This window comes from Chryseolinea sp. H1M3-3, assembly GCF_029360725.1.
GTDB lineage: Bacteria > Bacteroidota > Bacteroidia > Cytophagales > Cyclobacteriaceae > Chryseolinea.
In genome coordinates, this window is record NZ_JARKMY010000001.1 from 116,466 (window position 1) to 139,508 (window position 23,043).

The 23,043-nt window shown below is 41.6% G+C and carries 20 protein-coding genes and 1 other RNA gene; 6 read left to right on the forward strand and 15 right to left on the reverse strand.

Features of this window, described 5'->3' with window-relative positions:
* The first annotated feature begins 12 nt into the window (after positions 1-12).
* The 3 genes from P2W71_RS00430 to P2W71_RS00440 are packed head-to-tail and all read left to right on the forward strand — an operon-like array spanning position 13 to position 4,204.
* Positions 13-1,542: a RagB/SusD family nutrient uptake outer membrane protein gene (locus P2W71_RS00430; RefSeq protein ID WP_276365557.1), complete on the forward strand. Its 1,530-nt coding sequence runs from the start codon at positions 13-15 to the stop codon at positions 1,540-1,542.
* 14 nt (positions 1,543-1,556) lie between these two features.
* Positions 1,557-2,684, forward strand: a complete 1,128-nt coding sequence (locus tag P2W71_RS00435) for a glycoside hydrolase family 43 protein (RefSeq protein WP_276365560.1) — start codon at positions 1,557-1,559, stop codon at positions 2,682-2,684.
* A gap of 26 nt (positions 2,685-2,710) precedes the next feature.
* Positions 2,711-4,204, forward strand: coding sequence for a family 43 glycosylhydrolase (locus P2W71_RS00440; RefSeq protein ID WP_276365563.1), 1,494 nt, complete (start codon positions 2,711-2,713; stop codon positions 4,202-4,204).
* 91 nt (positions 4,205-4,295) lie between these two features.
* On the opposite strand, the gene P2W71_RS00445 is transcribed toward P2W71_RS00440, so the two are convergent.
* From P2W71_RS00445 to ssrA, 4 genes are all read right to left on the reverse strand, one after another.
* A complete protein-coding gene (locus P2W71_RS00445; protein WP_276365566.1) occupies positions 4,296-4,871 on the reverse strand; it encodes a GNAT family N-acetyltransferase in 576 nt (191 codons plus the stop codon).
* A 95-nt stretch (positions 4,872-4,966) separates the two neighbouring features.
* Positions 4,967-5,446, reverse strand: coding sequence for a group II truncated hemoglobin (locus tag P2W71_RS00450; protein ID WP_276365569.1), 480 nt, complete (start codon positions 5,444-5,446; stop codon positions 4,967-4,969).
* 235 nt (positions 5,447-5,681) lie between these two features.
* Positions 5,682-6,500, reverse strand: coding sequence for a hypothetical protein (locus P2W71_RS00455; protein WP_276365571.1), 819 nt, complete (start codon positions 6,498-6,500; stop codon positions 5,682-5,684).
* Positions 6,501-7,240: 740 nt separating this feature from the next.
* Positions 7,241-7,633, reverse strand: a transfer-messenger RNA (tmRNA) gene (gene ssrA / locus P2W71_RS00460).
* 218 nt (positions 7,634-7,851) lie between these two features.
* On the opposite strand from ssrA, the gene dnaX reads away from it, so the two are divergent.
* Positions 7,852-8,961 carry a DNA polymerase III subunit gamma/tau gene (gene dnaX / locus P2W71_RS00465; protein ID WP_276365574.1) on the forward strand — a complete coding sequence of 370 codons (1,110 nt, stop codon included), beginning with the start codon at positions 7,852-7,854 and terminating at the stop codon, positions 8,959-8,961.
* On the forward strand, positions 8,958-9,566 hold the full coding sequence (locus P2W71_RS00470; protein WP_276365576.1) for a hypothetical protein: 609 nt from the start codon (positions 8,958-8,960) through the stop codon (positions 9,564-9,566). Before dnaX ends, P2W71_RS00470 begins: the two co-directional genes overlap by 4 nt.
* A 48-nt stretch (positions 9,567-9,614) precedes the next feature.
* Here P2W71_RS00470 and P2W71_RS00475 read toward each other — a convergent pair whose 3' ends face one another.
* The 7 genes from P2W71_RS00475 to P2W71_RS00505 form a co-directional block, all read right to left on the reverse strand.
* On the reverse strand, positions 9,615-10,880 hold the full coding sequence (locus P2W71_RS00475) for a 7TM-DISM domain-containing protein (RefSeq protein WP_276365578.1): 1,266 nt from the start codon (positions 10,878-10,880) through the stop codon (positions 9,615-9,617).
* A gap of 395 nt (positions 10,881-11,275) precedes the next feature.
* Positions 11,276-12,814: a helicase HerA-like domain-containing protein gene (locus P2W71_RS00480; RefSeq protein WP_276365580.1), complete on the reverse strand. Its 1,539-nt coding sequence runs from the start codon at positions 12,812-12,814 to the stop codon at positions 11,276-11,278.
* A gap of 160 nt (positions 12,815-12,974) precedes the next feature.
* Positions 12,975-13,898 carry a DUF3078 domain-containing protein gene (locus tag P2W71_RS00485; RefSeq protein WP_276365583.1) on the reverse strand — a complete coding sequence of 308 codons (924 nt, stop codon included), beginning with the start codon at positions 13,896-13,898 and terminating at the stop codon, positions 12,975-12,977.
* A gap of 42 nt (positions 13,899-13,940) precedes the next feature.
* On the reverse strand, positions 13,941-14,354 hold the full coding sequence (locus tag P2W71_RS00490; RefSeq protein WP_276365585.1) for a response regulator: 414 nt from the start codon (positions 14,352-14,354) through the stop codon (positions 13,941-13,943).
* 127 nt (positions 14,355-14,481) lie between these two features.
* Complete coding sequence (locus tag P2W71_RS00495; protein ID WP_276365588.1) at positions 14,482-16,329, reverse strand: LysM peptidoglycan-binding domain-containing protein; 1,848 nt, start codon at positions 16,327-16,329, stop codon at positions 14,482-14,484.
* A 13-nt stretch (positions 16,330-16,342) separates the two neighbouring features.
* A complete protein-coding gene (locus P2W71_RS00500; protein WP_276365591.1) occupies positions 16,343-16,978 on the reverse strand; it encodes an O-methyltransferase in 636 nt (211 codons plus the stop codon).
* A gap of 190 nt (positions 16,979-17,168) precedes the next feature.
* Entirely contained in the window at positions 17,169-18,452 is a 1,284-nt protein-coding gene (locus P2W71_RS00505) for a pitrilysin family protein (RefSeq protein WP_276365593.1), read from the reverse strand.
* Between the two features lie 135 nt (positions 18,453-18,587).
* Between P2W71_RS00505 and P2W71_RS00510 the strand changes: the two genes are divergently transcribed.
* Positions 18,588-18,839 carry a hypothetical protein gene (locus P2W71_RS00510; RefSeq protein ID WP_276365596.1) on the forward strand — a complete coding sequence of 84 codons (252 nt, stop codon included), beginning with the start codon at positions 18,588-18,590 and terminating at the stop codon, positions 18,837-18,839.
* A 56-nt stretch (positions 18,840-18,895) separates the two neighbouring features.
* Here P2W71_RS00510 and P2W71_RS00515 read toward each other — a convergent pair whose 3' ends face one another.
* Genes P2W71_RS00515 through P2W71_RS00530 form a run of 4 tightly spaced genes read right to left on the reverse strand, consistent with a single transcriptional unit; the run spans position 18,896 to position 23,007 of the window.
* On the reverse strand, positions 18,896-19,768 hold the full coding sequence (locus tag P2W71_RS00515; RefSeq protein ID WP_276365598.1) for a nucleoside phosphorylase: 873 nt from the start codon (positions 19,766-19,768) through the stop codon (positions 18,896-18,898).
* Positions 19,761-20,399, reverse strand: coding sequence for a NeuD/PglB/VioB family sugar acetyltransferase (locus P2W71_RS00520; RefSeq protein WP_276365600.1), 639 nt, complete (start codon positions 20,397-20,399; stop codon positions 19,761-19,763). The genes P2W71_RS00515 and P2W71_RS00520 overlap by 8 nt, the downstream gene beginning before the upstream one ends.
* Positions 20,400-20,440: 41 nt before the next feature.
* On the reverse strand, positions 20,441-21,724 hold the full coding sequence (locus P2W71_RS00525; protein WP_276365603.1) for a hypothetical protein: 1,284 nt from the start codon (positions 21,722-21,724) through the stop codon (positions 20,441-20,443).
* On the reverse strand, positions 21,721-23,007 hold the full coding sequence (locus P2W71_RS00530; RefSeq protein ID WP_276365606.1) for a DUF2851 family protein: 1,287 nt from the start codon (positions 23,005-23,007) through the stop codon (positions 21,721-21,723). The genes P2W71_RS00525 and P2W71_RS00530 overlap by 4 nt, the downstream gene beginning before the upstream one ends.
* Between the last annotated feature and the right edge of the window lie 36 nt (positions 23,008-23,043).

A 23,043-nucleotide genomic window follows, 5' to 3' on the forward strand; every position in this document is an offset into this window, starting at 1 on the left:
GGTGAGACTATTATGAAAAAAGCAATATTATTATCAATACTCATCATTGGTGGGTTTACCAGCTGCGATGACGATTTGAATATTGAGAATCCAAATCAAGCGACCGTCGAGGCATTTTGGAAAAATCAAAATGATGCCGTTGCCGGTGTAAATGCCATATACAGTACGTTGCACCGTGGTGCGATATCGCGATGGATGCCGTTCTATTATATCATTCGGTCTGACGAAGGTAAGAGCACAAGTCCGGCGACTGATATTGTGAACAACATGGATCAATTTCTTATCACCGACTACAATTATGGAAATGCTTACGGTATATGGAACGATATTTATGTAGGCATCTTTCGTGCCAACCAAGTACTCGACAACGTGCCGGCTATTGAAATGGACGAACAGCTTAAGACGCGAATTCTCGGAGAGGCTAAATTTTTACGCGGACTATTTTACTATAATTTGGTTTCGCTCTGGGGCAACGTTCCATTAATGCTTACGACCTCTAAACCGAGCGATCGGCCAGAAACTTCTTCTGCGGAGGCGGTATGGGCACAAATTGAAAAGGACCTGTCGGAGGCGGCTAATTCCTTACCTGGCAACTACGGAACATCTGACCGTGGCAGAGCAACAAAAGGTGCAGCCTATGCCCTCTTGGCGAAAGCGCTGATGCAACAACAAAAATATGCCGAGGCGTTGACACCGCTAGAATGGCTGGTGGAAGGTGAAGGAAGCTCGTTTTATGACTTAATGCCTGACTACCGTGATAATTTCCTCGTTAACACTGAAAATAATATGGAATCAGTTTTTGAATGGCAATTTGAACTGAACGCTAGTGAAAATCATGATGACGACGTAGATCCAAGAACAGACAATCTCAATTATGGTACTTCCATCGCCCAATTCTTTGGTCCTAGTGGTGTGGGTTGGTCGGATGGTGAAGCGAACCGTTGGGTTGTGGATGAATTTCTGATTGAATCCACTGGGGGCGGCGATCGAGATCCACGGTTAGCAGCCTCTTTTTTGTTTGATTTTACTGATGAAGACGGACCTGATCAAACAATGATTTATGGTCAGACGTTTACACAGCGATATGGTGTAGGCAATAAACGTGTTTGGTTCAGAAAATTTCAAAACGATCATTGGAAAGATTTTGAAGGATATAATTCTCCGAACAATTGGCGGTATATACGATATGCGGATGTGTTGCTGATGTATGCCGAATGTCTCAATGCTGAGAGCGCAACCGCCGAAGCATACGCGCACGTAGATCGCGTACGCGAACGGGCAGGACTGGAAAAGTTATCAGTTTCACAGCCAGGTTTAACACAACAGGGATTTTTAGAACAATTAAAACACGAAAGGTTGTTAGAACTATCCGGGGAAGGTCACCGTTGGAATGATCTGGCGCGGTGGGGTGATCTAGGGCCAGCGTTGGCAGCCCGCGATCCAGGTTTTGCAACATTTGATATTGGAAAAGATGAACGTTTGCCTATCCCACAACAAGAACGTGACGTCAATCCGTTACTAGAACAAAATCCGATGTGGTAGTTATCGAAAGCATTATGTCGTTAGACATAATGCTTTCTCAAATCTCTAATGTGAAAGTGGAAAATAAACTGATTAACATTTTTCGGCACGCTGCGAATATCCTGTTGTTATGCGGGATTTTTGTCGTTGCAGGTTCTTCTTCGTGCAAGGAGGATACCGCCAGTACGCCGGCCCCAACACCTGATAAAAATAAGTTTAGAAATCCAATTCTTACTAAAGGGCCGGATCCCTGGGTCACCGAATATGAAAACGTGTATTATGTTACCCATACAACGGGCACAAATCTGAAATTGTATAAAACCGAGAAGATGTCGACACTAGCGAATGCCTCCAGCAAGACAGTCTGGATGCCTCCAACGGTTGGGATGAACGCAAAGAATATCTGGGCACCCGAAATTCATCATGCAAATGGCGCCTGGTATTTTTATTATGCGGCAGATGATGGCAACAATGCAAATCATCGCATCTGGGTTCTGGAAAATACTTCGCCAGACCCCTTTCAGGGGACTTGGGTGGACAGGGGCGAATTAGATCTTCCCGACGACAAATGGGCCATCGATGGAACGTTGCTTCAGCATAATGGGGAGTTGTACTTTATGTGGTCCGGATGGGAAGGTGACACCGACGTACGGCAAGATATTTACATCGCGAAGATGATTAATCCATGGACCGTGGAAGGTGAGCGCGTTCGTATCTCCAAACCGGAGTTACCGTGGGAATTAATTGGAAGTCCTCCTGGCGTAAATGAAGGACCCCAATTTTTGTTACACGGCGATAAAATCTTTGTCGTGTACTCCGCCAGTGGTTGCTGGACAGATGACTATACGCTGGGGTTAGTTACGGCAAATTCGTCTGCCAACCTTCTGGATCCTGCTGCATGGTCGAAATTAAATCAGCCAGTGTTTTCAAAATTTCCAGACGGGCAGGTATTTGGGCCGGGGCACGCAAGTTTTTTTGCCTCACCGGACTCGACGGAAAGTTGGCTGCTGTATCACGCAAACCCACGCGCTGGCCAAGGGTGTGAAGACGATCGATCCGTTCGCATGCAGAAATTCACTTGGAAGGAGGATGGAACACCGGATTTCGGACGACCTGTTGCGTTGGATGCCGATCAAAATATTCCTTCGGGAGAAATTGAATAAATTCGTGTTATAATAAATGCCGAACCATGATCCGATTGTATTTTATTTTCTGTCTGACAATAATTTCTCAAGTTGCACGGAGCCAAAGCTCGGGAGCGTTGGTTTTGCCTGGCGACTTCCCCGATCCTTCTGTTGTAAAAATTGGTGATGCATACTGGGCAACAGCTACTACCTCTAACTGGGCCCCTGTATTCCCGATTCTCCAGTCAACCGACCTTTTTCATTGGGAATCAAAAGGACAGGTCTTTACCAAGTTGCCTGACTGGGCAGACTATTACTTTTGGGCGCCTGAAATTTCGTATGACAACGGAAGGATATATGTTTACTATTCTGCTCATAAAAAAAATGGAAATTTATGTCTTGCAGTTGCAAGCGCGGATAAGCCGGAAGGCCCTTATACCGACCACGGGCCGTTAATGTGCCAGGCGGCGGGTTCTATCGACGGCTTTCCAATGCGCGATGAAACAGGTAAACTATATTTGATTTGGAAAGAAGATGGCAACAGCGTCAAGCAACCCACGCCGATCTGGGCTATACAAATGAAGGAGGATCGAACAGGTTTTATTGGTGAACCCGTAGAATTGTTTCGTAACGATGCTGATTGGGAAGGAAATCTTGTGGAAGGTGTGTCGATGATCCGCGAAGGAGACTATTATTATGCATTTTATGCAGGTGCTGGTTGCTGCGGGCGCGAATGTACTTACGCCGTAGGGATTGCACGCTCAAAAAAATTATTAGGTCCGTGGGAAAAGTATGATAAAAATCCAGTGCTTGATGAGAGCGGCGATTGGAAATGCCCGGGCCATGGAACACCGGTTAAGCATAACGGGAAAAATTTCTTCTTGTATCATGCTTACAACAAAACAAGTGACGTATATGCAGGCAGGCAGGGTTTGTTGCAGGAATTCAGATTTACATCCGATGGATGGATAGCATTCGTGAATACGGCGCAAGCCGAATCTCCTTTGCCGAAAGAAATCGTCGACGATTTTACAGACGCTGATCTTGGAGCCGAATGGCAATGGTCTGTATTTGATTCTGCGCAACCCGTCGTCAGAAATGGAAAGCTCGACTTGGCGGCAAACAATACAACCGGTGGTGCATTTGTCGGATTCAAATCCCTTACGGATAGTTATCAGGCAGAAGTTAAAATTTTGTTAAAGGGTTCATCGGCGACCGCTGGCTTAGGCCTGATAGGCGATGATAAAAATATGGTGCGCGTACTAATTACAAAAGATAAACTTGTACTTTCAAAAGTAGATAATGGTAAGGACATAATTCTAGGAGAAAATGTCTTCAAGCCATCGGAAACAATCTTTCTGCGTATGGCCGTAAAAAACGGAGCTCAGATTTCTTTTGCTTACAGCGGCGATGGGAAAAACTATCAGCCGTTGAATGATCAACCCATTGACGGAAAATTTCTACCGCCATGGGATCGTGCAGTTCGTATCGGATTAATTTCCAAAGGCAGTTCTGCACAAAAAGCAATTTTTGAAAAATTCGTATTGAGGAATGAGTAAAATGAATGCATGCTATGATCGTTTGATGCGTTTGTAGTTCACACACACTTGAAAGCATCGGTGTGGCTATTTGCACGTGGTCCGGAATTAGTTAAGCCTTAACCTTCCGCAGTTGATACAACGTATAATTCAAATTGAGAGATTGAAAAATCTCAAATCCGAATTTCTGATAAAACGGGATATTTTTTTTGGTCGACGTCTCAAGGTAGATTGGGCGATTTTTACGGTCACATTCTTGTATAACTTCCTGAATGAATGAGCTGCCAATACCTTTATTTTGATTCGAGGGACTCACACCTATGAACCACAGATAAGCAAACGGATTTTTCGGATGGTGATTTTTAATCATAGACTCGCGCTTAAGGACAGCACTGACCCTGTTAAGTCCGATTACGGAAAATGCAAGTTTTAAATCCCAAAGAATTGTTCTTAAAGAGGTTCGTTTCTTATCTTCAAAAAGTATTAAGGCACACGCTTGAAGATCCTCGGACATCCAGACTTCTCCAAAGGCATTACACAAATCAAACGAATATTCCATCAATCTTCTGATTCGATGTTTACGCTTTCGGTCCTGTTTTACAACGTCGTTGACACTCTTGTTGTCATTAAATGACTTTTTTAAAATATCAACTACTAATGGTCTGTCATTAACTGTTGCACGCCTCATAATAAAATCCAGTGTTATCGCTTATGCGGCGCCAGCCGACGCTCTGATATACTGTTTCATCACACCATTCAGTTCAGTAAAAAAATCATCCTACTTTAATTTTCGCCAGGGCTATAGGGTCCGCCTGTTTCTCCCCAACCCCATTTAGGCATGGGTTCGCTTGTGTCGATTGGATTTTCAGTTAATTGAGAATTGATAACAGCAAGTCGTGTTCCCCATTCAATGTAGCCCACAAATGCAGACCGAAATTCAGGATCACTTTTTAAGCCTACTTCGTCTGCCGTTTGAAGTAAAAGCTGTACCCAACGTTGGCGTTTCTCTTCTGTTAGCATTTTGCCAATGTGTTTACCGATCATTATGGAATGGCTGCCTTTGTCTTCTGTGGTATAAAGTTTGTCTCCTCCAAAAACTTCGGCTACAAAATGGGAGACATGTGTAATATGTTCATCTGACATATTTTTAAAAACTTCTCCTAATAAATTATCTTTCAAAACCTTCTCATAGAATTTCGTGAACAAAGTTTCAAAAGTTTTTATATCGCCTGCCCATTCGAAAAGGGTCGGAACTTTTTTCATAATTATAGCTCGTTATGTTATGGTGTTTGGTTTACGAAAGCATCTAACGCTTGGCTAAGCGCAGTGACTGGAACTCAAAGCATGTTAGCGTCGTATATAACCAAACGTAAACTGAAGTAAAACTACAAAATTAAACAGCATGCTGCCGCTGATTAGTGTAGAAGGAACAATAATGCAATGGAATTTCACTTTCTTTCATACTGCATACTAAAAGTAAAATATTAAGCACACCATTTTAGTCGTGGATATCATACTTATCTTTTAGAAACACAAGTAATCGTTTTGAATTTTCCAATTGTGGCTCTAAATAACGCTTTACATACGCATTCGTAATAATCTTAAAGATGACTATTTTATTGAAAAAAGTTGTCAATTTTCCATCCTCCCCGCGTAATTGTGGAAGGGGTTTATTCATCATGTTGCCCTTGATCAAAAGGGTTGTATCTGTAAGAATGGTCATGTCAGTTAACTCATCCAATCCAGATAAAATTTCCTTAAAGTAAACTTCATAATACTCACCTTGTTTGTAAATGCTATGGATATCACGTTCATATTTTGCAAGGCTGTCAGCAACATGATTTTTTCTGATCAACCTGTAATCGCCAGTGCTTTTTAACTGCTGAAGGGTTGCGTCGTTACTTCTAAAAGATGATGAGTTATAACAGTAAGTAATCACATAATGGTAAAAAGATTTGCGGATGGAATCAATAGCCATGTCAGCGTGAGCTAGCATTAGCATGCTGTCTAGTCCCTTTACCTGTTGCCGGTCAGCTTCGATTACATGACTTAAATTAGCCATATCATCTTTTAAATTGCTGATAAAGCCTTCTATATATTGTTTTTCCTTTGCTATGTCATTGATATACTCCCGAAAGTTCTCGGCGATGAATCCCAACGTAACAGCAAGAAATATCATTAGAAATTCAAGGAAGTAATCCTTCCACCTTTTTGGTTTAAAATGAGTGTCTGGCTGATGAAATACTTCTTTATGACCTGAAATATTTTCAGATTTTGCATTTGAATTGCCTGAAGATTCGTCATTTAAGTTGTCCATCGTTTATATAATTATTTGCTGGCCATAATACCGAAAATGCCAATTGGATGCACACAATGCAAGCAATATAGTGGAAGCGCATATCCAATTCGCCTTCGAGGGTCAGATTACCAGTTGGACTTTAAGTCTATATTACTAGTCAATAAGTTACTGGGCAAATAAATACGTATGTACGTAGGCAGAAATCACGAACCGAATTACGCAGTAGGACTTCGGGGATTATGCGCCCAGTTCGATGTTGAATTGGTAAATAGAGCAGGGGAGAATATGAACAGCCATATTTGCAAATCATTGAAAATGTCGTTTTGAAAAAGCTCTTCCAGATCCCGACTTCAAATATTTTTCAAAATTGAAAGCTTTGTATTTATCGTAAAAAGTAATTTCCAGAAGTACAGATACCGGAAGGCGTGATTTAGTCGATTTCACACAGCCAGCACGATGCTTTATTAGGCGATCCGCAAAACTATTGGTACAACCCGTATAAGTATTTCCATCTGCACAATTCAAAATATATACAACCCAAATTTCCATTTGTTGAAACTGTAAAAAAAATATGTTTTTTGTGTAAAGGGGCAACCGGAAATCCTGATGATTTTTCCGTATTGAACAGTACGCTCAATATCGGGTTGAATGGGTGGACTGCGTCCGCCGTAGCCCGCTGAAATGCAAGCGTTCTAAAATAAGGGTGTGTGGCTATGAAAAAGCCCGCCTTCGCGATGAGGCATCGCTTCGGCGGGCGAAGGTGGAGCCGGAGAGAATCGAACTCTCGTCCAGAGAAGATAATCACGCGCTTTCTACATGCTTAGTTGACTTTGAATTGTAGAGAGAAACAAGGCAGGCAACAGCCTAAACTTCTCCTTAGTTACTGATCTTATCCGCGCTTAGCAACATCACGCGTAGCAGTTCTGCAAAACGACACCGCTAACCAGCGCCTGCAAAACGACAGCGCTGAGCGATGATGGCTTTCCCGATCTTATCGGGACGAGGCTAATTTACCCTATCGGATAAATTAAGCAGCCATGGCGTAGTTAGACTCGCCAAGTATGGTTTGGAACTATCTTTCAAGGCTCTCATTCCATGAGCCTGCATGCTTACACACGGAATCACACATCCTGTCAAAACCGGTCGGCCCCAAAAGCTTTCAGCAATCAGCTTTGGTTGCAAAAGGGAGACAAATATAGGAGGAAAAAAGTTTCTTAAAGGGAAAACCTTACAGCGGAAAGCTTATCCCCTCTGCTCCAAAGGATTAAGCCATTTACCAAATTGCTGACTGAGCTTTTTTCTCTTCTTAAATGAAAAACCTTGAACGTCAAACTTTAAACTTTAAACCTCAACGCATATCTTGCAGCGGATGGAAAATTTTGTTGTCTCTGCGCGTAAGTATCGGCCTACAGGGTTTGATGAAGTGGTTGGTCAGGAGCATATCACCACCACACTTAAAAACGCCATCGATAATAATAAGCTTGCCCAGGCGCTTTTGTTTTGTGGCCCACGTGGCGTAGGTAAAACAACCTGTGCCCGCATCGTTGCGCGCCTTATCAATGGTTTTGAAGAGAAGTCTGAAACAAATTCCCTCAATATCTTTGAATTGGACGCAGCCTCTAACAACTCTGTTGAGGATATCCGTAATCTGATTGAACAAGTGCGTTATCCACCGCAGTTCGGAAAATTTAAGGTGTACATCATCGATGAAGTTCACATGCTTTCCAATGCAGCCTTCAATGCATTTTTGAAAACGTTGGAGGAGCCGCCGTCGTATGCAATCTTTATCCTTGCAACAACTGAAAAACATAAAGTAATTCCGACGATTCTTTCGCGGTGTCAAATTTTTGATTTCAACAGGATTCAAATCAGTGATATCAGCAAGCACTTAAAAAAAATTGCTGAACACGAAGGAATCCCGGCAGAAGACGAAGCACTTCACCTGATTTCTCAGAAAGCAGATGGCGCATTGCGGGATGCCCTGTCCATTTTCGATTTGATGGTTACATATGCCGCAGGAAAAGGTGTTTCATTTAAATCAACCCTGAGCAACCTACATATTCTCGACTATGACTATTATTTCGAGATTATCGATGCGCTGCTGAGTCAGAATCATTCTCAACCTTTGGTATTGTTTGATGAGATTCTTCGGAAAGGATTCGATGGGCATAATTTTATTGTAGGATTAAGTGAACATCTACGCAATTTGCTTGTATCGCAGGATGCACGTACAACCAATCTGATGGAAGTTCCCGAAAGCGTCAAGAAAAAATACGCTGTTCAGGCACAATCTTCTCCACCGTCTCTCCTGCTCACCTGGCTTAATCTGGCCAACCAATGCGATATCAATTACAAGAGCTGTAAAAATCAACGACTAGCTGTTGAACTGGCCTTGATGAAGATGGCGAACGTCGGGGCTGTGCTACAACTTCAGGATGTGGGATTACCAACGGAAGCATTAAAAAAAAAAGTGATGTGAATCCTTCTTCGCCTCGCCTTGCCGCTGAAGAAGTATCCTCTCGTTCTGTACCAGATGTAAAAGAAAACGGGCCTTCTGTTGCCGTTGAGTCCATCCCAACGACCCCACCCATCTCCAAAATTAGAAATGGCGATAAGCCCGTTATTAAGTCGTCTTCTAAGACAACCATAAAACTTAATGATCTTTTAAACAGAAAATCTACCAATGAGCAAGCCACTCAAGTTTTAGAAACCAGATCTGAATTAAACGAACCCTTTACTACGGAACAACTGATGCAGGTATGGAAAGATTTTGCAGTACAACGAAAGAACTTGCAGGCAGAATATCAGATGCTTATTCAGCCCGTTGAAATTCGGGGAAATCATGTTATTGTTCACTTGTTGAGTACGGTACAGGAAACGATGCTTAACGGTTTTAAAAGTGACTTGATTGGTTACTTGAGAGAAAACTTAAAAAACAATACCATTACAGTTTCAGGTGAGTTGAGAGAAATAGATGATAAACAATTGCTCTATACCCCCCGTGATAAATTTGAGTACCTGCTTGACAAGAATCCGGTTTTGAAAAAAATGCGCGACCGGCTAGGACTTGATCCGGATTTTTAATTTGAGATTTTGCAGACTTTCTAACAACGAGTCGATATCACGCGAACTTTATAATTTCTTCCCCTTACCATACAGATCGTTTATGGTCAACACACTGTTCTCTGCGATTTTACTTTTAAAAATACCGAGGTGAAACAACAATGCAACAGTGGTCAAAATGAAAATTGTCACATATCCAATATTTAACAAAACGATATTGTAAGGGAACGAGCTCTGATAGGCTGCGATATCGTAACCAAATATTAATACTCCTACCCAAATACTTATCATCAAAAACCATGACCCTTGCTCATCGTTGACGAGTGCGCGAACAATTAATATAACACCATAAAGTATTACAAGAACTGCAACGATAAGGTACAGCGATACCCACCGTGTATAGATTGTAGCTGGCGTTAGCAACGTGAACAATACGAAAAATATGTTTAGCCCGATCGGAAGATAGACGAAAATTCTATTGCTCGTTTCTTTAAAAAGTGCACTAAAAAATAAGGCGGCCCAGATTACGGTAAGATATAGCGTGATATATTCAATTCGCACCAGCCATGCCCATGAGAATTGAGGGAACATCAGCGCTACCGGATAAATGTTTGAAAACACAGACCGTATTGACCACGTAATGCATATCAGTGCAAAATATAATACGACAGGTTTCTGAATCCGTTTGTAAAAAAATAAAAAGAAAATCCCTTCGGCGAAAAGAATAAATGCCTCTACAGCGTTGCTACCGATTGACCAATTAAAGTGTGAATTGATGCTATTGACAGTTCCGAGATAAATTGGGTTTTTTCCGCCGCCTTTATGATGATGAAAATTTGCCAATTGCAGCATAATACGGAGCGTGTCTCCTTTAGCTTTAAACGATACAGTCTGATAAACCCATCTTGGCTCGCTATTTTCTTTATCGCATGCGGGGACACCTGCAGAAATTATGTGCTGACCATCAACCCAAACGTTGTAACTGCTGTATAGTTGAGGGATTTCAAGTGCTAACATGGTGACTGTATCAGGCAACAAAACGTTTAACGCATAAGTAGCGCAACCCGTCCCTTTACCATCGGCGCGATAGTCGTTCCAGAGCGATGGGAAAGTCATTGTGTTAAAATCCCTTGGGTTCATCGCTTTCGGCGACACCAATTTGTTTTCGATATAACTCCAATTTCCTTTAAGCGGAAATCTATTGGTAAAGTCCCATTGACGTGCATCCAGAGTTTCTATTTTCTCAGCGGTTTGGGCTCTGACAATAAACGCGCAACCCATTAGAATTACCGCGCTGATTAGGGTCATCCTCTTCCTCATCCACCAAGTGATCATAGATACAAAATATTTAGTGTGTCCCGGGAGGTTGTGGGAGAATCTGAGAGGATTATTGTATTCTCTTAACCATTTATGGTTTAAATCGAAGGCTAAGGTAGAAATTGTTCATTAGCTTAATGACGTCCGTTGTAAAAAAAAGGGAGACTTTGATCATTGAAACACTGCATTGGTCAATCTATTGAAAGTGTCCGAAAACACGGGAATTACAGCTCATTTTCAGCTACTTTTGGGATCAGTTAGCTGTCCAAACGGCGACGATTATGTACGTTAAACGAATTGAATTCAAAGCATGGTCCGGATCTGGCAACCGAGATTGAAATATTGAATCGCGAGTAATCAAAACATCCCTGGACGCGCACGTAATTGTGATTTACAAAAGGAATTTGAGTCAGCTAAAATAGACTTCTCTTCCTACTTGTTGATCTAATTGACTTACCAAACAATACGCCAAAAACACCTCGTACAATTTCTCTTCCTACCTGCTTAGCTACAGGGGATGATAACACCTGATCAAATGTAGATTTCTCCTTTCGGCTTGATGTGGTTTTCACGACAGATTTTTCTTCTTGTGTTATTGTCTGTGCCTTCATCCGCTCTTCAAGCAATTCAAAGGCGCTTTGCGGGTTAACGGTGTCTTTGTATTTCCGATAGAGGTCAGAATTTTTTAATATCTCCTCATATTCACTTGAGCTGAGCGGTCCCATGACGGATGTAGGAGGTGCCAGATGTGTTACCACGGTGGCGGTCGGAATTCCTTTTTCATTTAAGACGGTAATGAACGCTTGTCCTGTGCCTAACTGCGTGAATTGCTTTTCCATAGAATAAAATTCCGAGCTAGGGAAAGTCTTAACGGTCTCCTTCAAAGCCTTGACATCGTTTGGGGTAAATGCCCGGATAACGTGATGCACACGGTTACCCAGTTGCCCTAATACAACGGGTGGGATATCCTGCGTAAGCTGGGTACAAAAAAACACACCTACACCTTTCGATCTGATTAAGCGAATGACCTGATCAATTTGATCCAGGAAAGCTTTAGGAGCATCCTTGAACAACAGATGCGCTTCATCCAGGAAAAAAACCAGTTTCGGCTTATCAAGGTCGCCAGCTTCAGGAAGGCGTTGATAGAGCTCAGCCAGCAATGCCAGCATAAACGTTGAAAAAATCGCTGGTTGGTTTTGAATATCAGAGACGTTTAATATGCTGATGACGCCACGACCATCCACTTTTTCGAAAAAATCGTCGATATCAAAAGAAGTTTCTCCAAAAATCTGATCAACACCCTGTTGTTCAAGCGAAACAATTTTTCTTAAGATGGTTGAAGATGTGGCTGTAGAAATTTTACCATAATCTCCTTTTATTTCCGCTGCGCCCGGGCCTTCCGTTAGATAATTGAGAACTTTTTTTAAGTCGTTAAAATCAACGATCGGCAGATTTTTATCGTCCGCATATTTAAACAGAATATTAAGTACGCCTGCCTGGGTATCATTTAATTCCAGGATTTTACTCAGGAGTGCGGGACCAAATTCGGTGACCGTAGCGCGCATTTGAGCGCCTAACTTTCCACTCAGTGAATAAAGTTCAACTGGAAAGGCTGAGGGCGTATAGTCGATCCCCAGGGCATCCGCCCTTTCTTTTATTTTATCATTGGCGACACCTTCTTTTGCAATGCCGGATAAATCACCTTTCATGTCGGGCATAAAGACCGGAACTCCAGCCACCGACAGTTGTTCTGCGATAAGTTGCAATGTCCTTGTTTTTCCCGAACCCGTTGCGCCAGTAACAAGTCCATGCCTGTTCATCATGCGCAATGGAAGGTTTACTTTCGCCTCCCCTATAATTTCACCATCTAAAACGCCGGCACCTAAATAAATTGAAGGAAGTGGAGTACTGTATGATTTTTTAATGGCGTCAATAAACTTTTCTTTCGTCATAGCCTACGCTTTAATGCAATTTAGAAACGGTTGGCTAATAACTAATTTTTTCCATGAGAAATCAACAAAGACAGGCGAGCTATGCGGCTATATCAATGAGGCGAATCCCTTAAAACAAAAATGGTCTGATAAATCAGACCATTCCAGGACGGGCTACAATCTATTTAGGATCTTCGTAGTTTTGAAAAGAGTATGCGAATCCAAGATTAAACACCTGGCTTATCTGTGCGCCGGGATCCTGGTCGTAGTCATACAACAGAATTCCTCCCAATCCTACCGTGATAAACCGGTTAACTTTAGCATTAAACATTAGTTCTAAGCGATGATCGATCGTTTTGAGGGCAAACGTCTCATAGTTCGCGAACATAAGGTATCTCCATTTCAAGTTCAGATTGGTAGCGATGTCTTTATCAAACTCAGCCAACAATTGAAATGCTAACCATTCAAACCGAGTTTCGTCGGGCGGCACGACGCCATAAGGAGATACAGGATCAACGGATGGAATAAACCTTGCAGGATCATTTACAATCGTAAGTCGAGGTGCAAAAGGGGAAATTCTAACTCTGAAATATTCAACGGGATGATATTCCGCGCCTAGTGCAAACGTTACAAAGGCCGGTGCCATAATATCTGAAATCATTGTGGCCTGCTCCACGCCGTTTACATCCTTATCGTATTTGTAACCTTTGGCGAATTGCGTTTGAAAGTTAAGGGAGGCAAACAATCCCCAATCATCACTTAATTTATAGCCGTATTTGGTATCCAGAAAAATCCGGTCAACTGTTTTTCTATAGCCTTGGCCTGCGTTATTCACAAAGCCGTACAAAAAGTCAATTTCATTATCCCAGCTATCGCGATTCTTGCTGTAGTTAGCCTTGTAGTTGAACATACCGTTAATGCCAAGGGAATTAACTCCACCAGCTTTCCAGTTAGACGAAAAGGCAGCTTGATTAACATTTATGTTAAACACCAATTTCTTTTTCCAGTTGGAAAGTGTATCGGGCTTGACATTTTGCGCTTGAACGAGAGAAATGTTGAGGGAAAGTCCAAGAAATAATAAGCCAATGGAAGTAAAGACTTTCATGTTGTTAGGGTTTTTTTATTTAAACCACAAAACAACGAAAAATTAGATATTGTTTAGCTTAATTTCGTCTAAAGCTACTTCCGTTAAAGGCTTTGTAATAAATTTTATAACGTGATTGTTGTTGACAATCTTATCAATGTCGCGCTTGTTGTCAGAGCTTGACAAAATAATGACCTTACATTTATTTCTAACGTTCTCATTAAATTTCTCGAATTCATACAGGAAAACGAATCCATCAACTATGGGCATGTTAATATCGAGGAAAATGAGGCTGGGGAGATTTTCTGTACTATCCTGATTTTCCCGTAAGTAATCCAGAGCAGCTTTTCCAGAACCTTTTACTTCTACACGTTTCGCGAACTTTGTGATTTCGATGATACGTTTACTGATAAAGTTATCAGTATCGTTATCATCCACAAGCATTACTAAGTCAATTGTTTTAGTATCTGTATGCATTAATAAAAAGAAATTCTCTGGTTACGGTAAGCACAAAAATATCCTTTTTTGCAATATCCCTCTATAATGCAAACAAATTTACCCCCATTCAAGTAATAAATAGTTTAAAAGGCCATAAAAAACCTGACTACTTGCCTTGTATTTTCAGCTTTTCGCCAATGGCCAGTGAGAAATCCTTTTTATTATTCCATTCCATCAAATCCTTGATGGTGACACCATATTTACGAGCAATGCTGTACAGCGTGTCAGTTGTTTTCACTTCGTGCTCAAGGGTAGAAGTAAATGCCAAATTTTCGCCCTCGGCACTGTTTTCAGAAAGCTTTAACACCTGACCGGGCCGTATGCCGTCCTGTAGATTAAGGTTGTTCCACCGGACGAGATCCATCACGCCAATATTATAGGTGTGCGCTATTCCATATAGCGTTTCCTTCGCTTGAACAACGTGTTCTTTCTTTTTTGACTCCGCGATAACTATTGTTTCTGATTTTTGTGATGCCGAATCAGGCAGCATAGTCACCGCTTTAACCGGTTGTAAGGTTTGAATGGAATCAAGTGGTTTTTCATCAGAATTCTCCTGCATGACAGGTTCGGCAACCGACGCGGGGGTAATTACAGGGACTGTAGTCTCATTTGAGGAAACTGTTGGCTGCAAGGATACGCTCGTTTCACCTGAACTGGATTCGGCCCCCCAGGCAAACGTTGCACCTTCTTTGTCAACCTCTATTACTTCAGCTGGGGATGGTGCTTCGCTATTTGAATTTCTCGGCTTCTTTGCTGCCAACCATAACGTGGTGCCAGGTTGAATATCTTCATTGCTATTCAGCCGGTTATAGCGTCTGAGTTTTTTAAGTTGAACACCATACTTCTGACTCACGGCCCATAAGTTTTCACCTGGTTCTACTTTATGATATGCTTCCTGGGCACGTGCCCGTTTTTTTCCAAGAAGATAATACTGATCCGTTTCAATTCTTGCACTTCGTGGAATATCATTCCAGTTCAAAAAATCAGAGATGGGTACACCAGCCCGGCTTGCAATAGATACAGCAGTTTCTCCAGGTAATGCTTTAATAACTTTGATGCCATTTATTTTGGTCCGATCAGGGCGAACGAAAGGATCTTTTGCAACTGGCTCAGTCGGAGTTGATGCTACGACAGTTTCTGGAAGTTTAATTTCAGGACCATCGCCCACTCTTGGAATAATAACCGTGTAGGTGCGATCATCAGGAATATGGCCGGCCTTTGCCCATTTATTGTATTGTTTTAATTCGTCCTCACTGATGGATACTTCCTTGGCAATCTCTGCCAGCATCTTTTTGCTTTTGTTTTGATAAGCTATGGCCTTGATCTGGCCCTCACCTTTTACAGCATCCTCAAAAGCAATTTTGTGTGCGAGGTATTTTTTTACATACCAATAGGTTGAACTGGTAATTTCCATGTTTTTTGCTCCGCTGAGATTTTTCGGAACACTTTTCATAGCGCCACCTGCACCCATCTGATATGCCTGGAGTGCAAAGATCCAGTTATTAAAATAAAAATTATTCTTTTTGATATAACGCGCTGCCGCACGCGACGAAGAGACAATATTCAAGCGTTCATCTATTTCTTTGTCTACACGCAAACCCATTTCCACCGCGGTGTAATCTTTGAATTGCCAGAAGCCAACAGCGTTTGAAACAGAAACTGCGTCTGCAATCAGCGCGCTTTCCTGAAGCACTAAATATTTAAAGTCATCCGGTATACGTTCTTCTTCGAAGACTTTTTCAATGATAGGGAAATAAGTCTTCGCCCGTTCAACTTTAATATTATGATGCCTTGGAGATTGGGTTAATGCATTTACATCTTTTTGAATTTCCCGGCGTGCATCATCGCGAATGGTAAGCGTCATTCCGGCGAACTCCATCTTATGAGGAACCTGCGGCGGCTGCGCTTGAACAGTGATTACTGCTGTTAAGAAAAGAACAAAAAATAGTCTCATAGTTTAAAAAGTTCTACAAAGATAGTTTTCTTATCATCATAATGCCATCCCTAATCGGAAGAACTACATTTTCTACCTGTGAGTTGCGTTGAATTTTTTCATTGAAGGCAAGAATCACTTTCGTATCTGAATCGGGATTTTTATTTAACACCTTTCCGCTCCATAAAACATTGTCGGCGAGTATAAAACCACCTGGGCGGACTTTATCAATGACAAGATCAAAATAGTTGGTGTAGTTGCTTTTATCGGCATCAATAAAAACAAGATCAAACGTATCGGTCAATGTTGGAATAATTTGAAGGGCATCGCCGATTTTATAATCGATTTTGTCGTGGACAGAGGCAAAATGCGCTCGTACTTTTGGTTCGAGTTCTTCGTTAATATCGATCGTTATAAGCTTTCCATCCGGCGCAAGCCCTTCTGCCAGACACAATGCTGAGTATCCCGTGTAGGTGCCAATCTCCAAAACGCGTTTAGGCCGGATCATATGACTGATCATAGACAAGACGCGCCCTTGAAGATGCCCGGACAGCATGCGGGGCCTAAGCACGTTGGCATGTGTATCGCGATTTATTTTTTTTAATAAATCACTCTCGGGAGATGTATGCTGTTCTGCATACCGTTGAATCTCTTCATTGACAATTTCCATTATTCGTGCTTAATCCCTTTGCTATATTTTCTTTAATAAGAAAGTAAGCAAATAATAAAACGTTTTCAAAAGTTGGCTCTACTGCCATAGAAAATCACCTTGACTTGTCTAGTCTGGACTTTAACGGTGCAGCCAGAAAATCCGTATGTGATTCATCGGATTTCCTGGCGCTACCTAGAATAAAAAAATGTTAGGGATGTTTGGGCTCGATGATGAGTGAACTTAATTTTTCTTCATCAAACATCTCACATGCAATAGCCTGCAGTTGTGCAGCATCAACTTCGTTAATCTTTTCGTAGACTTCTTGCAGTGGCGGCACGCGGTTAAGGTCAATCACGGCGCGTCCCATCATAATCATCAATCCTTGGTTATGTTCTTCGGACATGGCAAGCTGTCCCTTAAGTTGTTCTTTTGCCGATGCAAGCTCACGTGAACTTAAAGGCGAATGACAAAGCCTGTCTAACTCTTTGCGAACTAAGTTGAGGCACTTTCGCACTTGCTTGGGTTCAGTGCCGAAGTAAATGGCGAACATACCGGTGTCGGCATACGCCAGGTATTGCGCATCAATGGCATACACCAGGCCATATTTTTCACGCACTGATAAGCTAAGTCGTGAATTCATTCCTGGTCCGCCAAGAATATTGTTCAGTAGAAAAAAAGGAATTCGGTTCTCGTTCATCAACGGATAGGCATCGCGGCCAAATGCACAGCGGGTTTGTTTAACACCGCGTTGAAGAATGGCCTCGCGCTGTTTGTACGAGTTAAATTTTTTCCGTTTGATATTCGACTTCCAAACGGGTTTGTTCTCCAGGTATATTTTGGCAATACGTTCTACGTGGTCTAGCGAAATATTTCCTACACACGTAAAAACGATCTTTCTGTTATCGGCGTGGTTTTTGAAAAAGGAAATAAAATCGCGTTTCTTAAAAGAATTAACTGTGTTTTCATTTCCCAGAATATTCATTCCAATGGAATGTCCTTTAAAGATTAAAGCTTCCATCTCATCCTGCAATGCATCATCGGGATTATCAAAATACATCGCCATTTCTTCCAGGATCACCCCCCGCTCCTTCTCCAATTCTTTTTCAGGAAAGGTGGATTGGAAAGTTATATCCGTGAGCACGTCTACAGCTCGTTCAAAATACTGATCACGCACCGAGGCATAAAACACGATCTTTTCCTTATCTGTAAAGGCATTCAATTCACCCCCTACGGAGTCAAGACTTTTAATAATATCAAGTGACGTACGTTTTTTCGTTCCCTTAAAAGCCATATGCTCCCAAAAGTGGGCAATGCCTTGCGTTTCAGCTGTTTCATCTCGGCTGCCGATGCCAAGCACAATGCCGCAATGGACAATATTAGTTGTTGGGATATACTGGTGAACCACACGGATGCCGTTGGATAGCTCAAAAATCGTGGGCTTTCTCATAATAGATACACCCCGAAAGTAGGTGTCAGGCGCAATTCTTTTCATACATAACTTAAATTAAATTGTTTCATGCTCGAACACTTTTGCCCGGTCACGGTCAAACCGTTGACCCAAGCATTTGTTTTTAAGTAATTCGTATATAAACCAAATGGCATAACTATTGCAAATTTATTCTACGCTATGGACACACAAAGAGTAAAAACCTGCTTTACCATCACCTTTACTGATGAACAATACAATCGGGCAAAAGGATACATAGATGATATGAAACGGCACAGAAATCGCATTTTCTGGCAAGGAAAAGAAGGAAAATCGGATGATGAACTCATCATCGAACAAATTGCACACCGCATCCTTTCAGGATTTTACAATAATGAGCCTTACGTCGCTGGAAAACACATTATGCGAATGGATAGTTCGAAGAGCGTTTAATCGTTTGTTTTTGCTATATCCTGGTAACTAACTGTAGATCAACATTTTAAATACCATTAGATTCTATCCAGGACTTTGCGGATCAAGGCATCAATGGTGGCCGTTGCATTTAGGGAAAATTTTCGATCGACACGGTTCGCAATAATAGCATTAACGCTTAAAACGTCGTGTCCAAGCAGCCGGCCAAGGGAATAATAGCCAGCAGTCTCCATTTCAAAGTTGGTGAGTTTGAAACCACTGGACTTACTGTGATAATCGGTTAAGGCCTGTAATAATCTTGGATACTTTGGATGCAGTCGAACCGCCCTGCCCTGGGGAGCATAGAAACCCGGTGTCGTTACTGTGTTACCTGCCATCATATCAAACCCAATTTTATCTTTCAAAGTTGAAGATCCCTTTACGACGTAAGGGGTAAAGGGCATATTGACCTTTCGTTGGATGTCAGAGGCTTTTCTTTTCTCAAAAGCATCCATTTTTAAATTATAAAAATGCATCAGGTTGTCGAGGCCAATAGCATAGTCTGTCACCACATGTGAATCAAGCGGAATGCTTTTTTGTAGCGACCCTGAAGTGCCGATGCGTATGACGCGAAGTCTTTTTTGTTCCGGTTTAGGGATTCGTGTTCGTAAATCGACATTTACCAAAGCATCCAATTCGGTAAAAAATATTTCGATATTATCGGTTCCCATCCCCGTGCTGATAACCGTTAACTTTTTGCCTTTGAATTTTCCAACATGCGTGACGAACTCGCGCTTTTGTATTTTAAAATCAATCTGATCAAAATATTTGCTTACGCTTGAAACACGATCGGGATCACCGACAGTAATAACGGTAGGGCTAATGTGTTTAGGTAATAAATTAAGGTGGTAAACACTGCCATCCCTGTTCAGGATAAGATCTGTTTCAGCAATGCGACGTTGCTTAGGCATTTATTTTTTGGGCAGGATTTCCAAAGACAGTTTCGCCTGCCTTTACAGATGCAACTACAACAGAACCTGCTCCAACGCGTGCACCCTTGCCGACAGTAACACCGCCGACGATGGTGACGCCCGATCCAATGAAAACTTCATCCTGAATTTCGCTACCTGCATTGATGATACTACCTGCTCCGACTTGTACAAAATCACCTAACTTGGTCTCAGTGCCAATGATGGCATTTGTTTGTATGATGCAATGGTTACCAATACTTGACCCGGGCCCAAACTTGACGCCATGATCGATAAAGTTACCATGTCCCATATCTGTGGAGGCCGGTATATTCGCAGTTTGCGGAATGACATTTACCGGTTGAACTTTATAGTCTTCGTTCAACATCGCGACCACATTTTTTCGCAACTTGTTTTCGTCGAGGGCGACAAACACATCACATTTTTTTCCGACAAGTTTTAAAAACGCTTCATCGTCCGTACTACCCAACACAGATGCGTTGTCAATTTCGGTGTTATGAAGTTTTTTATTATCGTCGAGGAATCCATACACTACATTGCCATTGGTTTCTAAAATGTCTTTTGCCTGTCGCCCAAGATAATTAGCGCCAAGAATGATTACTGGGTTTTCCATTCTGTTTTTGTAAATAGACGACAAAGTTATATTCCGATGGACTAGCGAACAAGATTACGGATAGGGTTTGATGTCATTAATTTATTAATCCAGGGATTTTCGAGTGTTAAGAGGAAAACCAAGAATGGCAAAAAGCCAACACGATACCGCGAAAGTGTACCAAAGTTAGGTGTTGACAAGGCCAAAAATGTACACAGTAATAACGTATACATAATAATGGAAAACAACAGCATTCGTTGCTTTGAACTTATCAGTTGATTGATGCTTTTTAGCCCGAATAAGAAAAGTACAAGCAGCATTGTATTTTCCAAGGCAATAAAAAATTGTAATGGATTATGAACTTCAGTGAGCAACGGCCGGAACAACCCTGAGAATAACGCCCACGGAATATTTTTCAGGATGCTTATGGCAGATGCTTCAAGTTCATTGTACACGATTAAATCTTCCATATCTGAAATGGATTGAAACTCCTGATTGCTTGTAACAACAACTTCCATAAAACGGCTGGGATAGAAATTGGGGTGAACCGTGCTGATAACAAGCAGTGGTACAATGAAAATAGCAAACCACACTGCTACTTTAAACAGCAAAGATTGCATCTTCATTTTTTGTGTTATTAACTTCGATGCAAGCGTGGTTAACACAACCGGTAAAAAAATGGCGAGGTAATAATACTTCAGGTTCCAGACAATCCACAAGGATAATAGCGCGACAATCCATTCAAGAAGGCGAATAGTATCTCGCTGCCATGCCTTCAGAAAGATGGTGGATAGAAAGAACAATCCAGCCATCGCTATACTTTCCTTTATAATGCCTGAAGTCCAAAAAACAACCGACGGAAAAAACAGAAAGCTTCCTACAGCCGCAACCTCGGCAGGCGGATGTAAAGTAATGATTCTTTTCACGAGCAACCATGCACTATAAAAAGTTATGCCCGAAAAATAACATGAGATGATCCAATAGTTGTCATCTGTAAGAAGGCAAAAAATGCTGGTGATCTTGGCGAGGAATTGTGCCCGGGGCTGCTGATATGTTAGTTCATTCCAAACTGAAAAATTATCATCGCCTGACCATAAAAAACTTAAATAGGACGCGAAATCAGTTCTTCCCAATTGGGCTAAAATTTTACCATCAGCAAGATAAACGAATGTATCTCCGACCGAATAATAGTATGTGTAAACCAATCCCAGGCAAATTCCGGCAAACAGTTTTAACAACAAGGCGGGCCAAAAATAATTTCGTAATGGAAGCTTTTCATTTTTCCATAAACTGTAAAATACCCAGACTAGAAATGCAATGTTAACAACAGCAAGTATAACCTTCATTGCTGACGTGAGTTAATTAATGAGATGCCAATATTACAATCCAAGCAGCGTCTTTTGGAACAATAATTATTTTGCAATTCAATCAATGCCTGTGAATCGAATGCTGATTTACTTTTTAATCCAAGGGATTTCCACTGCGTTATGATTGCATTATTTTCACCTGGCGTTTGTTGCAGGATTACAATAGCCCGGTCGATATAACGCTGATCGTCTTTTGATTTTCCATAGGCTACGAGCAAAGGTACAACAGTATTGATGATAATGTTTGAGATGCTGGCTTCACCTATACAACTTACCGGCTCTTTTGAATTTTTAAAAAATCGGTAATGATGGATCCAGTAAGAGGATTGTTCGATTGAAAAAAGCGCGACAAACGCCTTATATGTTTCTGTTTCCAGCATCATAGAAAACAACATGGGTCGCTCATATATTAACGCGGCAAGTTGCGCCAGCCGTATCGTTGGGAAATTTGCGGGCCTCAATCTTAAGAACTTCCATTGCGCTTTGTTGAGTCTTCTATCGGAAAGCTGATATTTCTGTCTTAGTAAATTGTATTCTCGCTTCAACAGTTGATATTGTTCGTCGTCAGCATTTTCTTCCAGGAAACCAGCTTGCCCGAAAAGCAAAGCTTCCAGGTGCAGTAATTTATCGCCATGTTTTCGAAGTACTTTGTAAGGAAGCAACTGGGCCAGCTGCTGAAACGGATCTGCGTTTACTTTGAAGCCAAAATTCCGGGCGAGCAACTGGTAACACGTTTCCTGCCAGTCATTGTGATTTTTTTGGAGAATATCAAAGACTCTTTTTGATTTAGCCTCGAGGCGACTCATCATCACCTTATCCACCATGGCAAGCTTTGTAATTTCTTTTACCGCAGGTAAGTAAGGAGCACATGGGACGCTTTCAGGGCTGTTGACCAATTTTTGGTAATCGATGAATAACTTCCGGTCTACACGCTGACCCAATTCCAATGTAGGCAGCGGTGATCCATCTCTCCGTCTTATCTCACGATCATTTTTCCAAACAACATGTAACACAACATTTTCGTACGAAGCATCCCGATCATGCTTATGATCCATCCAACCCGAGGCATGAATGTGAATTTCAGCACTGCCCACCCATTCAACATCTGCTATTTTTATTCTCGCATTGCTAAAGTCAGGACCTGCATGCGCATTGCGATAACCTGGGTTAAATATTTGGATTGGGTCGCCAGTAGTAGTTTTCAATTCATTTTTGTCAAAATACTGGAATTGCCATAAATAATGGAGAAAGGCTTCAGACATCGGTTTAAAATTTAACAGTTAACGGTATTGATCTAC

Excerpts from the sequence above, each read along its gene's own strand:
- P2W71_RS00500 (WP_276365591.1), bottom strand. The coding sequence starts at position 16,978 with ATGGAAATTGTCAATGAAGAGATTCAACGGTATGCAGAACAGCATACA.
- dnaX (WP_276365574.1), top strand. The coding sequence starts at position 7,852 with ATGGAAAATTTTGTTGTCTCTGCGCGTAAGTATCGGCCTACAGGGTTT.
- P2W71_RS00520 (WP_276365600.1), bottom strand. The coding sequence starts at position 20,399 with ATGGAAAACCCAGTAATCATTCTTGGCGCTAATTATCTTGGGCGACAG.
- P2W71_RS00505 (WP_276365593.1), bottom strand. The coding sequence starts at position 18,452 with ATGAAAAGAATTGCGCCTGACACCTACTTTCGGGGTGTATCTATTATG.
- P2W71_RS00445 (WP_276365566.1), bottom strand. The coding sequence starts at position 4,871 with ATGAGGCGTGCAACAGTTAATGACAGACCATTAGTAGTTGATATTTTA.
- P2W71_RS00485 (WP_276365583.1), bottom strand. The coding sequence starts at position 13,898 with ATGAAAGTCTTTACTTCCATTGGCTTATTATTTCTTGGACTTTCCCTC.
- P2W71_RS00430 (WP_276365557.1), top strand. The coding sequence starts at position 13 with ATGAAAAAAGCAATATTATTATCAATACTCATCATTGGTGGGTTTACC.
- P2W71_RS00440 (WP_276365563.1), top strand. The coding sequence starts at position 2,711 with ATGATCCGATTGTATTTTATTTTCTGTCTGACAATAATTTCTCAAGTT.
- P2W71_RS00495 (WP_276365588.1), bottom strand. The coding sequence starts at position 16,329 with ATGAGACTATTTTTTGTTCTTTTCTTAACAGCAGTAATCACTGTTCAA.
- P2W71_RS00450 (WP_276365569.1), bottom strand. The coding sequence starts at position 5,446 with ATGAAAAAAGTTCCGACCCTTTTCGAATGGGCAGGCGATATAAAAACT.
- P2W71_RS00510 (WP_276365596.1), top strand. The coding sequence starts at position 18,588 with ATGGACACACAAAGAGTAAAAACCTGCTTTACCATCACCTTTACTGAT.
- P2W71_RS00480 (WP_276365580.1), bottom strand. The coding sequence starts at position 12,814 with ATGACGAAAGAAAAGTTTATTGACGCCATTAAAAAATCATACAGTACT.
- P2W71_RS00530 (WP_276365606.1), bottom strand. The coding sequence starts at position 23,007 with ATGTCTGAAGCCTTTCTCCATTATTTATGGCAATTCCAGTATTTTGAC.
- P2W71_RS00525 (WP_276365603.1), bottom strand. The coding sequence starts at position 21,724 with ATGAAGGTTATACTTGCTGTTGTTAACATTGCATTTCTAGTCTGGGTA.
- P2W71_RS00475 (WP_276365578.1), bottom strand. The coding sequence starts at position 10,880 with ATGATCACTTGGTGGATGAGGAAGAGGATGACCCTAATCAGCGCGGTA.
- P2W71_RS00435 (WP_276365560.1), top strand. The coding sequence starts at position 1,557 with ATGTCGTTAGACATAATGCTTTCTCAAATCTCTAATGTGAAAGTGGAA.
- P2W71_RS00455 (WP_276365571.1), bottom strand. The coding sequence starts at position 6,500 with ATGGACAACTTAAATGACGAATCTTCAGGCAATTCAAATGCAAAATCT.
- P2W71_RS00515 (WP_276365598.1), bottom strand. The coding sequence starts at position 19,768 with ATGCCTAAGCAACGTCGCATTGCTGAAACAGATCTTATCCTGAACAGG.
- P2W71_RS00490 (WP_276365585.1), bottom strand. The coding sequence starts at position 14,354 with ATGCATACAGATACTAAAACAATTGACTTAGTAATGCTTGTGGATGAT.